Source organism: Amycolatopsis sp. N2S4-7, assembly GCF_058119595.1.
Genome location: NZ_CP172299.1, coordinates 374773 through 390782, shown reverse-complemented (window position 1 = coordinate 390782; position 16010 = coordinate 374773). Strand labels below are relative to the sequence as shown.

General features: G+C 72.7%; 9 protein-coding genes. 5 read left to right on the top strand and 4 right to left on the bottom strand.

The genetic code is table 11. From position 1 onward, the window contains the following. Positions 1–49: 49 nt before the first annotated feature. Entirely contained in the window at positions 50–1576 is a 1527-nt protein-coding gene (locus ACH54P_RS01785; RefSeq protein WP_489910532.1) for a CehA/McbA family metallohydrolase, read from the bottom strand. 89 nt (positions 1577–1665) lie between these two features. Beyond that, positions 1666–1980, bottom strand: coding sequence for a hypothetical protein (locus ACH54P_RS01780; RefSeq protein WP_489910531.1), 315 nt, complete (start codon positions 1978–1980; stop codon positions 1666–1668). A 299-nt stretch (positions 1981–2279) separates the two neighbouring features. Between ACH54P_RS01780 and ACH54P_RS01775 the strand changes: the two genes are divergently transcribed. The 5 genes from ACH54P_RS01775 to ACH54P_RS01755 all read left to right on the top strand — a co-directional run bounded on the left by ACH54P_RS01775 (position 2280) and on the right by ACH54P_RS01755 (position 13908). Continuing rightward, entirely contained in the window at positions 2280–3905 is a 1626-nt protein-coding gene (locus ACH54P_RS01775; protein ID WP_489910530.1) for a DUF6345 domain-containing protein, read from the top strand. Between the two features lie 166 nt (positions 3906–4071). Then, entirely contained in the window at positions 4072–6285 is a 2214-nt protein-coding gene (locus ACH54P_RS01770) for a hypothetical protein (protein ID WP_489910529.1), read from the top strand. A 99-nt stretch (positions 6286–6384) separates the two neighbouring features. Further along, entirely contained in the window at positions 6385–6624 is a 240-nt protein-coding gene (locus ACH54P_RS01765; protein ID WP_489910528.1) for a hypothetical protein, read from the top strand. Positions 6625–6881: 257 nt separating this feature from the next. Further along, positions 6882–12353 (top strand): ATP-binding protein, encoded by a 5472-nt coding sequence (locus tag ACH54P_RS01760; protein ID WP_489910527.1) that lies wholly within the window; start codon positions 6882–6884, stop codon positions 12351–12353. Between the two features lie 232 nt (positions 12354–12585). Then, positions 12586–13908: a M14 family zinc carboxypeptidase gene (locus ACH54P_RS01755; RefSeq protein ID WP_489910526.1), complete on the top strand. Its 1323-nt coding sequence runs from the start codon at positions 12586–12588 to the stop codon at positions 13906–13908. A 4-nt stretch (positions 13909–13912) separates the two neighbouring features. On the opposite strand, the gene ACH54P_RS01750 is transcribed toward ACH54P_RS01755, so the two are convergent. Both ACH54P_RS01750 and ACH54P_RS01745 read right to left on the bottom strand, forming a co-directional pair. Further along, positions 13913–14950: a class I SAM-dependent methyltransferase gene (locus ACH54P_RS01750; protein ID WP_489910525.1), complete on the bottom strand. Its 1038-nt coding sequence runs from the start codon at positions 14948–14950 to the stop codon at positions 13913–13915. Between the two features lie 64 nt (positions 14951–15014). After that, positions 15015–15956 (bottom strand): PadR family transcriptional regulator, encoded by a 942-nt coding sequence (locus ACH54P_RS01745; RefSeq protein WP_489910524.1) that lies wholly within the window; start codon positions 15954–15956, stop codon positions 15015–15017. Positions 15957–16010 lie beyond the last annotated feature (54 nt).

Here is a 16010-nt window from a genome sequence, read left to right as displayed (position 1 = left end):
GTTCGCACCAGTCTGCCCGAAACAGGGACGCGGCGGACCGGGCCGGGGTTCAGCGGCCGGCGCCGAGGAAGATCGGGTTGGTCATCGCCACCATCGCGTTCGGCACCGTCGTGTTCGGACCGCCGGACGGGCGCCGGACCTCGACCCGGACCCAGCGGCTGTAGCGGGGGTAGGTCGTCCACGTGACGGTCGCCGCGCCGGAGTCGCCGACGGTCTCGGTGTGCTCGGGGCCGAGCTGGTCGAGGAACGTGACCGTGGTGCCCGGCACGCCGCCGACGACGGCCCGCACGGTCACCGGGGTGCCGGTGCCCGCCGGGAGCCGGTCGCCGATGCCCGCGGTGGCGCCACCGCCGGAGACGGTGAAGTCGAGCTGCACGGCCGACGACTCGGCCAGCCACGACCGTCCCGCCTTCAGCCCGGCCAGGAGCTCCTGGCGGCGCAGCCGGTCGGCGAGGACGACGGTGTGCGGCAGCGCGACCCGCTGGTCCGGGTTGTGCGCGTCGGAGTCGCCGATCGCCGGGATGAACCGGCCGCCGCGCAGCAGGCCGTCCCAGTGGATGACGCTCGCTTCGTCGTCCTGGGTCCACGGGCCGTTCCACACCTCGACCAGGTCGGCGATCTCGTACGCGAACTCGTAGGTGCAGCCGAAGCAGTTGGCGAACGGGTGCGCGGCGGTGACCAGGCCGCCGGCCCGGTGCACCTGGTCGGTGAACCGGCGGAAGTCCCGCGGGTCGGCCGCGCGGTAGCGCCAGTCGATCCAGGTCCCGGCGGGCAGGCCGATGGCGGGCCAGTGCCCGGACCGCGTCGTCACCTCTTCGCCGTTGAGGATCAGCAGGTCGTCGGTCGCGTAGTCACCCCAGACGAGCTGCGAGCTCGACGTGTTGTGGTCGGTGGAGACGATGAAGTCGAGGCCGGCCGCGCGGGCGTCGGCGACCAGCTGCTCCGGGGTGCGGCGGCCGTCGGAGTGCACGGTGTGGAGGTGGCTGTCGCCGCGGTACCAGGCCCGGCCCTTTTCGCGGGCGGGCGCGGTCTCCGGCGCCGGGTTCGGCTGGAACGGCGCGCCGTCCGGGCCGAAGGTGAGCGTGATGTCCACCCGGTAGTTCAGGCCCTGCGGCGCGACGGTGTACGGGCCGAGAACGACGTGCCACCGGCCGGGCTTGATCGGCCCGGCGAGGTAGCCGGGCGTGGCCTCGGACGCGCTGATCGAGAACCGGTCGCGGAAGCCGCCGGACCAGCCGCGGAAGCCGCGGGCGTTGCCCAGGTCGTGGCCCTCGGGCCCGAACATGCCGATGTCGCAGGCGTTCCCGCGGGTGCCGGCGGGGACGGGCGGCTTGTCGTAGGAGTAGACGACGTCGATGCGGCGCACCCCGCGCGGGACGTCGACGGGCAGGTAGTACCAGTCCGGGACGTCCGGCCGGAACGTGCCGGAGACGGTCCGGGTCTGGCTGCCGGTGCCGCCCGGCTGGTCGGCGAACGCGACGCCGGGCAGCGTCCCCAAGGCCGCCCCAGCCGCCCCGGCCGCCGCCACCCCGCCCGCGCGCAGCAGCGTCCGCCGGCTGAAGTCCCCAGAACTCATGCGTACCTCCGCATCGAAAGACGACCCGACGCTAGGTCAGCAACGCGAACGCGGACAAGAACCGGCGGTGAACTTTCGACGGATCCTGATCAGGCCCTGGTCCGCAGCACCTTGGCGAGGGCGACGACGGCGACGGCGGCGGCCAGCCCGAGCCGCGTGACGTCGGTGGCGGGCACCCAGGCCACCCCGCCGTCCCGGAGGACGAAGGCGCCGGCGGGCCGGGCGAATACCCCGAACCCGGCGCCCTCCCGCACCGGCAGCGCGTCCGAGTCGCCGCCACCGCCACCACCGAACACGGCAGCGGCCGGGATGACGACGACGCCGTCGCGTTCCACCGGTTCGCCGTAGACGAGTTTCGCGGAGAAGAGCTCCCGCGCGGCCGCCGCCAAGTCCCCGAGCTTCATCGGGCCATCATGACCGCGCACCGGAGTCCGCGGCACCTCATGAACGGCGCACCCGGTTTTGTCGGTGGCCACCGGTAGCGTGGAAACCGGGGGCGGCGCCCATCGACCCCGGCGCCGGGTGTCCACAGTGGCCGGTTCCGGCTGACCGGTTCCCCACCCCGTCCGGGAATGGTTCACGGAATCGGTGCAGCCCTGAAAAAATTGCGCTGAAGGTGTGGCAAAAAGATGTATCCGAAAGTTTTCCCCACCTCGGCGCGTAGCGTCGAATCGCTCGAACAGGACATCCACGGGGAGGAACCATGGCACTGCTCAAGAACGGCGCGGTGACCGCACCACCGGGCGCACCGGCCGCGGCGCGGCCGTTGACCTCGGACGATCCGTTCGCTGCCGGCGGGATCGCCGCCGATCGCGGGGCGAACCGGTACGGCGTCTGTTCCATCGAGGACTTCCCGCCGGGAATCACCGACCTCTCCGCCACCCACGAGGACGCGGGCGGTTTCTACAATTACGTCAAACAGTTCGCGGCGCCGAACTTCTGGTACCAGGACGGCGGCGTGCTGTCCTGGATCTACGGCGAGCAGTACGACGACTGGCAGGGCACCTACGGCTTCGACGCCTGCGTCGCCGAGTACCACTCCGGCCACGGGACGATGGACGGCAACGGCGTCTTCTGGATGCCGATGGGCGGCACCTGGAGCGGGGCGGCGTGGGCGAGCTCCCCCGACATGCGGCTGGGCAACGAGGTCGCGCGCTACCTGTTCTTCTCCACCTGCCTGTCCCTGCGCATCGGCGACGGCAACAGCCCCATCCGCACGTGGGACGCGGCGAACCTGGGCCTGCGGATGATCTTCGGCTTCGAGACCACCAGCGTCGACAGCCCGCACTACGGCGCCTACTTCTTCACCAAGTGGAACGCCAACGGCCACAAGTTCAGCAAGGCGTGGCTGGACGCGTCGTGGGACATCGACCACCACCAGGCGCCGTCGGCCGTCGCGTGCGGGGCGACGCAGGCCGAGGCCCAGGACCGGCTGTGGAACGAAGGCACCTTCTCGACCGCCGCCGCGTCGAAGAACTACTGGTGGTGGACCTGGTACGACGCCGCCAAGAGCATCAGCCCGCCGCGGCTGGAGCTGCCGGACTCGCCGCGGACGGCCCGGTTCGCCCCGCACCGGCTCTCGCCGGCCCGCCTGAGCGAGCTGGCCGGGCACTACGGCGTCCGGCTCGACGGCGGGCTGCCCGAGGACGCTTTGGGCCCGCACGGCGTCGTGCTGGGGGCCGAACAGGGCGGGCCGCGGCTGAGCATCGACTCCCGCGGCGTCCGCGAGATCACCTTCGCCGACGCGGACGGCACCGGCCGGGACGCGCCGAGCGCCGCCGAAGCGGTCCGGATCGCCCAGGACGCCGTCGAGACGTTCGGCCTGGCCGACCGCGTCGACCTGGTCGCGGACAAGGTGCGCCACCAGTACCACGCGGGCGGCACGGCCGGCGAGGTCGCCGACCCGCGGGTGCGCGAGACCCACGTGGTGTTCACGCAGCTGGTCGACGGGCACCCGGTCGTCACGCCCGGCCTGGGCGAGGTCCGGGTGGGCATCGACGGCGCGGGCACGGTGACGACGATCGTCGACGCCACCCGCGAGGTCGAGCGGCTGACCGAGAGCGCGCCCACCGCACCGCCCTCGGCCCGCGAGGCCACCCGCTCGCCGTCCACTGTGGACGAAGCACTGGACGCGCCGCTGCAGCGTCTGCTGCGCCGGCTGGCCGCCGGCGGCCGCGTGCCCGCCGCAGTCCGCACGATCCCGGACTCGACGGCCGTCGGCTACGCGCTGCGCGGCGACGACGGGACGCACGTCGTCCGCCGGACCGTCGAGGTGGACTGCGGCGCGGGGCTCGCGAAGCGGTACGTCGTCGAGGCGCCCCTGCGCTGACGCGAGCCGGAACGGGCCGGCACCTCGTCGGGGGGGTACCGGCCCGTTCCCCGTCCCGCTCATCGACACATTCATCCGATGTATTCCCCTGTTTCCGCAGCAAATCGCCTGTCTAAGCCAGAAGTGCGCGTTGACATCTGATGTATGAGGTGTCAGCGTCGCCGTCATGGACTTCGGACGACGGGGCGCGGCCCTCGGCACCGCACTGCTCCTGCTGGGCGTCACCGTCGCCGCGCCCGCGGACGCCGCTCCCGGCCGGACTCTCGTCGTGGCCCCGGACGGCCACGGCGCCGCCTGCTCGGCACCCCGGCCGTGCGCGCTGGAAAGCGCTTCCCAGCGGCTCGCGAAAGAACGCGGCGACGTCACGGTCCTCCTGCGCGGCGGCACCTACCGCCTGACCAGGACCCTCGACCTGCCCCCGACCACGGCGAAGGTCGCGTTCCGCGCGGCCCCGGGCGAGACGCCCGTCCTCACCGGCGCCCGCCGCGTCACCGGGTTCACCCGCACCGACGCCGCGCGGAACGTCTACACGGCGAGCGTGCCCGCGGGCACCGACACCCGGCAGCTGTTCGTCGACGGCGTCCGCGCCGAACGCGCCCGCACCGCGCTCGACCCCGCGGCCTTCACGGTCACGGCGACCGGCTTCACCACCCCGGACCCGTCCTTCGCCGCACTGACGAACCAGCAGGACGTCGAGGTGGTGCGGGAGAACAAGTGGAAGCACCTGCGCTGCCCGCTGACGTCGATCACCCGCGACGGCACCGGATCCGCGCTCACCGTGCGGCCGGACTGCTGGCTCAACAACAACACCGCCGTCGTCAACCGGCAGTTCCCCTTCAACGGCAACGGGCTCCCGAAGCTCGACGGCGTCAGCTGGATCGAAAACGCGCCCGAGCTCCTCACCCGGCCCGGGCAGTGGTACCTCGACCGCGCGGCCGGGCGCCTGTCCTACATCCCGCTGCCCGGCCAGGACCCGGCGAAGGCCGACGTCGAGCTGCCCCTGCTGGAGACGCTCGTGAAAGCCGAGGGCACCCCCGGCCACCTGGCACCGGCCGACGACGACACGGCGGTCTACCACGGCGGCTGGACGACGTCCGCGAACCGTCGGCTGGGCGACTACCAGGACGGCGTGCACGTCACGAAGACCGCGGGCGCTTCGGTCAGCTACACCTTCACCGGCACCGGCCTCGACGTGCTGGCCGAGACGAACACCGACCAAGGCGCGTTCACCGCGACCGTCGACGGCGCGCCGGATCCGCGGCCGCTCACCGAAGCCGGGACCGTGCGGCTCGCGCAACAGGTCGTCTACGCGGTCAAGGACCTGCCGAAGGGCAGGCACACGGTGACGCTGACCAGCCGGAGCGACCGGTTCTTCCAGGTCGACGCCTTCGTCGTCGTCCCGGACGCGGTGCGGCCGGCGCACGACCTGAGCTTCAGCGGGCTCACGTTCACCGGGACGACGTGGACGCTGCCCTCCCGCGACGGCTACCTCGACAACCAGGCGGGCGTCCAGTGGGCGGCCGCCGCTCCGCACGCGCCGATCCGGCCACCCGCCGCCCTCGAAATCCACCGCGGCCGGGACGTCACGATCAGCGGCAGCACCTTCCGGCAGCTCGGCGGCGCCGGGCTCGCGCTCGCCGACGGCACGCAGAACGCCCGGGTCACGCGCAACACCGTCACCGACACCTCCGCGGGCGGCGTCGCGATCGGCGAGGTCGACGACTACTACCTCACCGACCCCGCCCGCATGACGCTGGACACGACCGTCGCGGACAACACGATCACGCGGGTCGGGCAGGACTACCACGACGCCGTCGGCATCTGGGCCGGACACGGCAGGCGCACCACCCTGGCGCACAACGAAATCGCCGAAACGCCCTATTCGGGCCTCTCGCTCGGGTGGGGCTGGGGCTGGGCGTCGCGGTGCGAACTGCAGGCCAAGCAGGGCCTGACCGCCTGCCGGCGCGGCACGATCTACTCCGGCGGCAACCGCATCCTCGGCAACGACATCCACGACGTGATGCGCACGCTGCTCGACGGCGGCCCCATCTACACCCTCGGCGGCCAGGACGGCGCCGCCGGATCGGTCACCGCGGGCAACTGGGTCCACGACGCACCCCACAACAACAACATGCTCTACCACGACGAAGGCAGTGCGTACTGGGACACCCACGACAACGTGGTGAGCAACCCGACCGGCCGCTGGGTGGGCATGTGGACGCCGACCATCCACGACATCACCGTCCACGGCAACTTCACCGACAACACCGTCGTGAAGAACCTCGGCACGAACGTCGTCATCAGCGACACGACCGTCGTGACCGGCGGAAACTGGCCCGACGCGGCGAAATCCGTGATGGCCGCGGCCGGGCCCCGCTGACCTCTTCGCCACGATCGGGTGTAAACCCGAGGTATCCGGGGCATCACCAAGGACCACTTGTGCTTCGAGGGGTAGTGCCCGTACCGAGGGGAGACCGCGATGACTTTCGACTTCGTCAGCCGCTGGCTGGGCCGGCATCGCGAACGCCCCGGCGTCACCGTGGACCTCTCCTGCGGCGGCCGCGTCACGCTGCGCGAGATCGACGGGCGGTCCGTGCTGGCCGTCACCACCGCGCCCGGCCCCGACGGCCGGTGCAGCGTCGCCGCCGTCCCGTTGTCGGAAGCCGAACGCCGCGAACTGGGTCAGGTGCTGGAGTCCGACGTCCTGCTGGCCTCCTGACCACTTCCCCGTCACCGGATGTTTCCCAGGCCGTAGGCTGCGCGGTGTGCTTTGTGGCAGACCTCGCGCGAAACCGGGCCCCGGCAGTGTGGCGCGGGTCGCTTTTTGTGGGGTTCCCACAACGCAGCCGCCTCGGCATGCGCCATGGCGGACATTGGTCTACCCGGCGGTAATCCAGCAGGGTGTAGACAGGTGCAGGCGACGCTCCGGACCAGGTGCGTCGCCTTCTGTGCGTGGGTACTTGGGAGGCTCAGCCGGTGTTCAGTCGTGTCGCCATCGTCAACCGCGGAGAGGCCGCGATGCGGCTCATCCACGCCGTCCGGGACCTGTCGGCGGAAACCGGGACGCGGATCGAGACGGTCGCCCTCTACACCGACGCGGACCGCACGGCGACCTTCGTCCGTGAGGCCGACCTGGCCTACGACCTGGGCCCGGCTTCGGCGCGCCCCTACCTCGACCTGGCCAAGCTGGAGCAGGCGCTGGTCGAGACGAAGGCCGACGCCGCGTGGGTCGGCTGGGGCTTCGTCGCCGAGGACCCGGCCTTCGCCGAGCTGTGCGAGAAGGTCGGCGTCACCTTCGTCGGGCCGAGCGCCGACGCCATGCGCAAGCTCGGCGACAAGATCGGCGCGAAGCTGATCGCCGAAGAGGTCGGCGTGCCGGTCGCGCCGTGGAGCCGCGGCGAGGTCGCCACCCTCGAAGACGCGCTGAGCGCCGGCGAGCGGATCGGCTACCCGCTGATGCTCAAGGCGACCGCGGGCGGCGGCGGGCGCGGCATCCGCAAGGTCTCCTCCGCCGGCGAGCTGGCCGACGCCTACGAGCGCACCAGCCAGGAGGCGCTGCGCGCGTTCGGCTCCGGCGTCGTGTTCCTGGAGCGCCTGGTCACCGGCGCCCGGCACGTCGAGGTCCAGGTGATCTCCGACGGCGCGACGGCGTGGGCGCTCGGCGTCCGCGACTGCTCGGTGCAGCGGCGCAACCAGAAGATCATCGAGGAGTCCGCCTCCCCCGTCCTGTCGCCGGCGCAGACCGCCGAGCTGAAGGCGTCGGCCGAGCGGCTCGCGGTGGCCGTCGGCTACCGCGGCGCGTGCACCGTCGAGTTCCTGTACCACCCCGGCGAGAAGCTCTTCGCCTTCCTCGAGGTCAACACCCGGCTGCAGGTCGAGCACCCGATCACCGAGATCACCACCGGCACCGACCTGGTCAAGCTGCAGCTGCACGTCGCCGGCGGCGGCAAGCTCGAAGGCGAGCAGCCGCTCGAGAGCGGCCACGCCGTCGAGGCGCGGCTCAACGCCGAAGACCCCGACCGCGACTTCGCCCCCTCCCCCGGCCGCATCGCGCGGCTGGCCCTGCCCGCCGGCCCCGGCATCCGCGTCGACACCGGCGTCAGCGAGGGCGACACGATCCCCGCCGACTTCGACTCGATGATCGCCAAGGTCATCGCCTACGGCCGCGACCGCGACGAGGCGCTGGGCCGGCTGCGCCGCGCGATGGCCGAGACCACCGTGATCATCGAAGGCGGCGCGACCAACAAGAGCTTCGTGCTCGACCTGCTCGCCCAGCCCGAGGTGATCGACGCGAGCGCCGACACCGGCTGGATCGACCGCGTCCGCGGCGAGGGCCGCCTGGTCACCCACCGGCACTCCGCGATCGCGCTCGCCGCGGCCGCCATCGAGGCCTACCAGGACGAGGAGGAGGTCTCCGTCCAGCGGCTGCTGGCCACCGCGCACGGCGGGCGCCCGCAGGTCCAGCACGAGACCCTCCGCCCGCTCGACCTCAAGCTCCGCGGCGTCGGCTACCGCGTCAGCGTGGCCCGCGCGGGCCGGACGCGCTTCCGCGTCGGCATCTCGGCCGGCGGCTCGGACGTGCACCACGCCGACGTCGAGATCGACCGGTTCGACGCCCACAGCGGCCGGATCCTGGTCAACGGGCGGCGCTTCCGCCTGATCTCGGCCACCCACGGCCCCATCCACCTCGTCGAGGTCGACGGTGTCACCCACCGCGTCAGCCGTGACGAGGGCGGCGTCGTCCGCTCCCCCGCGCCCGCGCTGGTGGTCGCGACGCCGCTGTCCGTCGGCGACGAGGTCGAGGCGAACGCGCCGATCCTCGTGCTGGAGAGCATGAAGATGGAGACGGTGCTGCGCGCGCCGTTCCGCGCCCGCGTCCGCGAATGCCCGGTTTCGGTCGGCAGCCAGGTCGAGACCGGCGCGCCGCTGATGCGTCTCGAACCGCTGGCCGACGGCGCCGAGGAAGAGGCCGCCGACAGCGGCGAGACGGTCGAGATCGACCTGCCGGCCGCGCCGGCCGGCGTGTCCGCGGCCGACCGCGTCGAACGCGGCCTCCAGGACCTGCGGAGCCTGCTGCTCGGCTTCGACGTCGACCCGGCCGAGCGCAAGCGGCTCCTGGCGGCCTACCTCGAGGCGCGGGCCGAGCTGGGCAACCGTGCGGTCGAAGGCGAGCGGGAACTGCTCACCGTCTTCGCCGACCTGTCCGAGCTGAGCCGGAACACCCCGGGCGGCGAGCTCGACGCCGAGCCGGAGGGCCCGGTGCACAGCCCGCGCGAGTTCTTCCACAGCTACCTGCAGAGCCTCGACGTCGAGCGCGCCGGCGTCACCGAGGGCTTCCAGGCGAAGCTGCGCCGCGTGCTCGCGCACTACGGGGTCGCCGACCTCGACCGCACGCCCGAGCTGGAGTCCGCGGTCTTCCGGATCTTCCTCGCGCAGCAGCGGATGACGGCCGACGTCGCCGTCGTCTCGGAGCTGCTGCGGCAGTGGCTGGCCGGGGCCCCGCCGGCGGAGTCGCTCGGCGAGCGCGCCGGGCTCACCTTGGAGCACCTGGTCGAGGCCACGCAGGTGCGCTTCCCCGCGGTGTCCGACCTGGCCCGCGGCGTCGTGTTCCGCTGGTTCGCCCAGCCGCTGCTGCGCCGCCACCGCGCCGAGGTCTACGCCGCCGTCCGCACCGAGCTGCGGTACCTCGACCAGAACCCGGACGCGCCGGACCGCGCGGACCGGATCCAGGCCATGATCACCGGCTCGCAGCCCCTGGTCCGGCTGATCGGGCAGCGGATCGGGCGGCCCGGCCGCGACCACGCGCCGCTGCTGGAGGTGCTGACCCGCCGGTACTACGGCAACCGACGGCTGTCCGGGGTCGCCGTGCGCGACGCCGGTGGCCACCGGTGGCTGACCGCCGGGCTGGACACCCCCGAAGGCGTGCTGCCGCTGGTCACCACCGCCGTCGACATCGCCGCCCTGCCCGGCGCCCTCCGCGCGCTCGGCGAAGTGGCCACCGAAGGCGTGGTCGCCGACCTGTACCTGCGCTGGGAGGACCAGCCGGACGTCGACGCGACCGCGGCGCGGCTCGCCACGCTGCTGGCCGAGCACCCGCTGCCGGAGAGCGTCCACCGGGTCGTGGTCACCGTGGCCGGCACCGGCGGCGCGGTGATGCACCACCACTTCACCTTCCGGCGCGACGGCGCGGGCTTCGCGGAGGACCGGCTGATCCGCGGCCTGCACCCGCAGATCGCACGGCGGCTGCAGCTGCAGCGGCTGCGCGAGTTCGACCTCACCCGGCTGCCGTCGGCGGACGAGGAGATCTACCTGTTCAAGGCCGTGGCGAAGTCCAACCCGGCCGACGAGCGGCTGATCGCGATGGGCCAGGTCCGCGACCTGACGCCGCTGCGCGAGGCCGACGGCCGGCTGGTGGCCCTGCCCGCCCTCGAGGACGCGGTCACCGCCTGCCTCGACGCGATCCGGAACATCCAGGCGCAGCGGCCGCAGAACAAGCGGTTCGACACCAACCGGATCATGATGTACGTCTGGCCGTCGACGGACCTGACCACCGAGGAACTGAACACGCTCGTCCACCGCATCCTGCCGACCTCGGTGGGTGCCGGGCTCGAGGAGGTCCAGTTCCTGGCCCGCCGGCGCACCGACGCGGACAAGCCGACCGAGCTCGCCGTCCGGATCACCTTCGACGCCGGGCACGGCGCGCGGCTGCACGTCGGAGCGCCCTCGACCGAGCCCGTGCAGCCCCTCGACGAGTACCGCCTGAAGGTGCTGCGCGCGGCCCGGCGCGGCACCGTCTACCCGTACGAGCTGACCGGCCTGCTGGCCGGGCCGGACGGCTCCTTCGTCGAACACGACCTGGACGAGTCCGGCGTGCTGGTCCCGGTGGACCGGCCGAAGGGCAAGAACACCGCGGCGATCGTCGCCGGCGTCGTGACGACGCGGACCGAGCGGCACCCCGAAGGCGTCACCCGCGTCGCGCTGCTCGGCGACCCGACGAAGGCGCTGGGCGCGCTGTCGGAGCCGGAGTGCTCGCGCGTGATCGCGGCGCTCGACCTGGCCGAGCGGATGCGGGTGCCGCTGGAGTGGTTCGCGGTGTCGGCGGGCGCGCGGATCTCGATGTCCTCGGGCACCGAGAACATGGACTGGGTCGCCGCGGCGCTCAAGCGGATCGTCACGTTCACCCAGGACGGCGGCGAGATCAACATCGTGGTCGGCGGGATCAACGTCGGCGCCCAGCCGTACTGGAACGCCGAAGCCACGATGCTCATGCACACCAAGGGCATCCTGGTGATGACGCCGGACTCGGCGATGGTGCTCACCGGCAAGCAGGCGCTGGACTTCTCCGGCGGCGTGTCGGCCGAGGACAACTTCGGCATCGGCGGCTACGACCGCGTCATGGGCCCCAACGGCCAGGCGCAGTACTGGGCGCCGAACCTCCCGGCCGCCCGCGACGTGCTGATGGCGCACTACGACCACACCTACGTCGTCCCGGGCGAGACCGGGCCGCGGAAGGCGGCCACGACCGACCCGGCCGGCCGCGACGTCTCGTCGTACCCGCACGCGATCGCCGGCAGCGACTTCACCACCGTCGGCGAGATCTTCTCGGCCGAGCACAACCCGGACCGCAAGAAGCCGTTCGACATCCGCACGGTGATGCGCGCGGTGTCCGACCAGGACCACCCGGTACTGGAACGCTGGGCGGGCATGGCCGACGCGGACACGTCGGCGGTCCAGGACGTGCACATCGGCGGGTGGCCGGTCTGCCTCGTCGGCATCGAGTCGCGCTCGGTGCCCCGCCGCGGCTTCCCGCCCACCGACGGGCCGGACACCTACACGGCGGGCACGCTGTTCCCGCGGTCGTCCAAGAAGACGGCGCGGGCGATCAACGCGGCGTCGGGCAACCGGCCGCTGGTCGTGCTCGCGAACCTCTCCGGCTTCGACGGGTCGCCGGAGTCGCTGCGGAAGCTGCAGCTGGAGTACGGCGCGGAGATCGGCCGGGCGATCGTCAACTTCGAGGGCCCGATCGTGTTCTGCGTGATCTCCCGCTACCACGGCGGCGCGTTCGTGGTGTTCTCCAAGGCGCTCAACCCGAACATGACGGTGCTGGCGCTGGAGGGCTCGTTCGCCTCGGTGCTGGGCGGCGCCCCGGCGGCGGCGGTGGTGTTCTCCGGCGAGGTGAACAACCGCACGGCCAACGACCCGCGGGTGACCGAGCTGCAGGCCCGGGTCGCGGCGGCCGGCGGCGCCGACCGTGCGGCGCTGAACGCCCGGCTCGCGGAGGTCCAGTCGTCGGTCCGGGCGGAGAAGGTCGGCGAGGTGGCCGCGGAGTTCGACCGGGTGCACAGCATCCAGCGCGCGGTCGAGGTGGGTTCGGTGGACGCGATCATCAGCGCGGCGGAGCTGCGGCCGCGGATCATCGAGGCCATCGAACACGGCCTGAAGAAGTAGTTCGCGACGGAAAACCGGGGCCGGTCACCGAGTGACCGGCCCCGGTCGTGTGCGCGCCACCTCCGGTCGTGCGAGCCCCGGGTACCCGATGCGGTGGCGCGGGGTGGTTTCGCGACTTTCGGGGGTGTGCCGGGTTTGTCCCGGGCCGACACACTGTGCGTGCCGGTTCGGTGACCGTGGGCTCGCGGTCCGCGCCGGTCGTCCATCCGTGCGGCCGTGAGGAGATCCCCCGATGGCGTCAAGGTCCCTGTCCCGGCTCGCGTGCGCGGCCACCGGTGTCCTGCTCACCACCGTGCTCGGCGGCACCGCCACCGCGCAGGCGGCGGACACGCCCGTGTTCTGGCGCGTGCCGGCCACCGCCGCGCAGGCGCAGGCGCTGACCGAAGCCGGCTACGACGTCGAAGAGGGCGACGCCGGCACCGTCAACGTCGTCGGCGGGCAGGCCGTCGCCGCGAAGCTGCGGGCGCTGGGTTACCGGCCGTCGTTCTTCGACACCGTCTACAAGGAACTCCCGGCCGCGCAGCCCAGCGCCGTCGCCGCCGACACCTTCTACGGCGGGTACCGCACCGTCACCGCGCACGAGAACCACCTCGCGCAGGTCGCCTCCGCGCACCCCGACCTGGCCACGAAGTACACGATCGGCCAGTCGTGGAAGAAGACGAAGGGCCAGGGCGGGCACGACATCCAGGCCATCTGCCTGACGAAGAAGCAGGCCGGCGACTGCACGCTGTCGACGACGTCGCCGAAGCCGAAGTTCTTCATCATGGGCCAGATCCACGCGCGCGAACTGTCCACCGGCGAGCTCGCCTGGCGCTGGATCGACTACCTCGCCGACGGCTACGCCACCGACGCCACCGCGAAGTCCATTCTGGACACCACCGAAGTGTGGGTGGTGCCGATCGCCAACCCCGACGGCGTCGACATCGTCGCCTCCGGCGGCAACTCGCCCAAGCTGCAGCGCAAGAACGCCGACAACTCCCGCGGCAGCTGCACCGGGACGAACATCGGCGTCGACCTCAACCGCAATTCCACCTTCAAGTGGGGCGGGGACTCCAACTCCGCCTGCTCCGAGACCTACCAGGGCGTGAGCGCCGGTTCCGAGCCCGAGGTCCAGGCGCTGGAGAAGCTCGCCCGCGCGATCTTCCCGGACCAGCGCGGCACCGGCGACAACGACCCGGCGCCGTCGACCGCCAAGGGCACGATGATCACGCTGCACAGCTACGGCAACGACATCATCATCCCGTGGGGCTTCACGCAGGCGACCTCGCCGAACGACGCCCAGTACCGCAGGCTCGGCGCGAAGTACTCGGCGTCGAACGGCTACCTCGTGGGCACGAACGAGGAGACCGTCGGCTACGACACGACCGGCACCACCGACGACTTCACCTACGGCGTGCTCGGCGTCGCCAGCGTGACGTTCGAGGTCGGCAGCTCGAGCGGCACCTGCGGCGGGTTCCTCCCGAAGTACACCTGCGTCGACAGCACCTTCTGGCCGAAGAACAAGGGTGCGTTCATCACCGCCGCCAAGGCCGCGGCGGCGCCGTACCAGCAGTGACCCGTCAGGGCCGGCAGGCGTAGATGCAGTTCTGCGGACGCGGGGAACCGAGCACGTCGACGTGCCGGAACCCCGCGTCCGCCAGCATTTCCGTCGCCTTTTCGGTGCCCCACACCGCCCCGAGGGCGGCGCCGCCCTCGGCGAGGGACGTCGTCGTGCAGTACATCAGGCTGATCGAGTAGCCCAGCGCGGCCAGCGGGTTGCCGACGTTCTTCTCCACGTGGCTGGAGAAGTTGGTGTCCACCATGAAGAACAGGCCGTCCGGCGCCAGCGCGCCGCGGATCCGGCGCAGCACGACGCCGGGGCGGTCCTGGTCGTGGATCGCGTCGAACGCGGTGATGACGTCGTACGGCGGGTCGGCGGTCAGCTCGGCGGCGTCCCCGACGGTGAACTCGGCGTTCGGCAGCCCGGCCGTGGTCTCCCGCGCCTGCTCGACGACGCTCGGGGTGATGTCCAGGCCGGTGAACCGCGACGCGGGGAACGCCCGGGCGGCGACCGCGATGGCGTTCCCGGTGCCGCAGCCCAGGTCGAGCACGCGCGCCCCGGCCGTCAGCCGCTCGTTGAGGCCGGGGACCGCGCCGAAGAAGCCGTCCACCAGGTGCTCGCGGTAGATGTGCTTCCAGCTGTCGCCGGTCTTCGCGCCCAGTGTCTCGAGGTGGGGCCCGTACGCCGACCTCGGGACGCCGCCGCCTTCGGCGAACGCGCGTTCCAGGTCGGGCAGGATGCCGGTGAACGCCGACAGCGTCAGCAGCGACGGCATCAGGTTCGACGCCGTCTCGCCGAGCAGGAACTTCGCGTGTTCCGGCGGGAAGGTGTACTCGCCCGCGTCGTAGGTGAAGACGCCACCGGTGACCATCGCACCCAGCCATTCGCGGACGTAACGCTCTTCGAGCCCGGCCCGTCCGGCGAGCCCGGCGCTGGTCGCGGGACCGCGGGCGGCGGCCGCGAAGAGCCCGGTGCGGTGCCCGACCCCGATCAGCATGGTGAGGGCGCTGCCGGTCATGGTCGCCGTCAGGTGCGCGGCGAAGTCCTTCTCTTCCATGCGATCCGACCTTACCGGCCGGTGCGGGCGGGCCGTCCGAAGTGGACGGCCCGCCCGCCGGGCGTCAGGCGTCCTCGTCCTCCAGGCCCGCGTCGGCGAGCACCGCGTAGACGCGGCGGCGGGCGTCGGCGAGGATCTTCTTCACCTCGGCGACCTGCGCTTCGGTACCGCTGTGGCCGACCTGGGCGGCGGCGCCGGACAGCTCCCCGAGTGCGTGCCAGAGTGCCGCGAACCGGTCGGCGCCGGGCTCCTCTTCCGGCTCGGCCCACAGCGCGGCGAATTCGGCCTCGCGGCCGGCGACGTGCTCGCGGCCCGCGTCGGTGAGCTCGGCGACCCGGCGGCCGCCCGTCTCGACCGTGTGGACCAGGCCCTCGTCCTCCAGCTGCTGCAGGATCGGGTAGACCGAGCCGGGGCTGGGCCGCCACCGGTCGTGGGTGCGGCGCCGGATCTCCTGCATCAGCTGGTAGCCGTGCCTCGGCTCCTCGGCCAGCAGGGCGAGCACGGCCGGGCGCACCGGACGGGCCGCGGGCCGCCCGCCGCGGAACTCGCGGACCCGCTGCCACGGTCCGCCGCCGCCCCAGCCGCCGGGGCCGCCGAACGATCCCGGGCCACCCGGGAAGCCGGGAAACCCGGGGAAGCCCCCGGGCCCACCCGGAACACCGGGGCCGCCCGGTGGCTGCGGCGGGTGGGGCGGGGGCGGCGGGAACCCGCCCGGCGGGCCGCCGCGCGCCAGCTCCGGGCCGCCGTCCCAGTCCTCGGAGCCGGGGAACCCGTGGTCATGACCCGGGTGGTGCCCGGCGGACCCGTGCCCGGGAAAACCCTGGTTGTGGCCCAGGTGGTCGTGCCCGGCGGACCCGTACCCGGGAAAACCCTGGTCGTGGCCCAGGTGGTCGTGTCCGGCGCGCCCGTGGTCGTGGCCCGGGTGGTGCCCCGCGGGCCCGTGGCCGAAGGGACCGCCGCCCCCGAATCCGGCGAACATCCGTCCTGCTCCCGCGCTCATCTCCATGCTCGGCTCCTTCACGTAGTCGTATCGGCGACATTCCCACGATATATCGCCGTT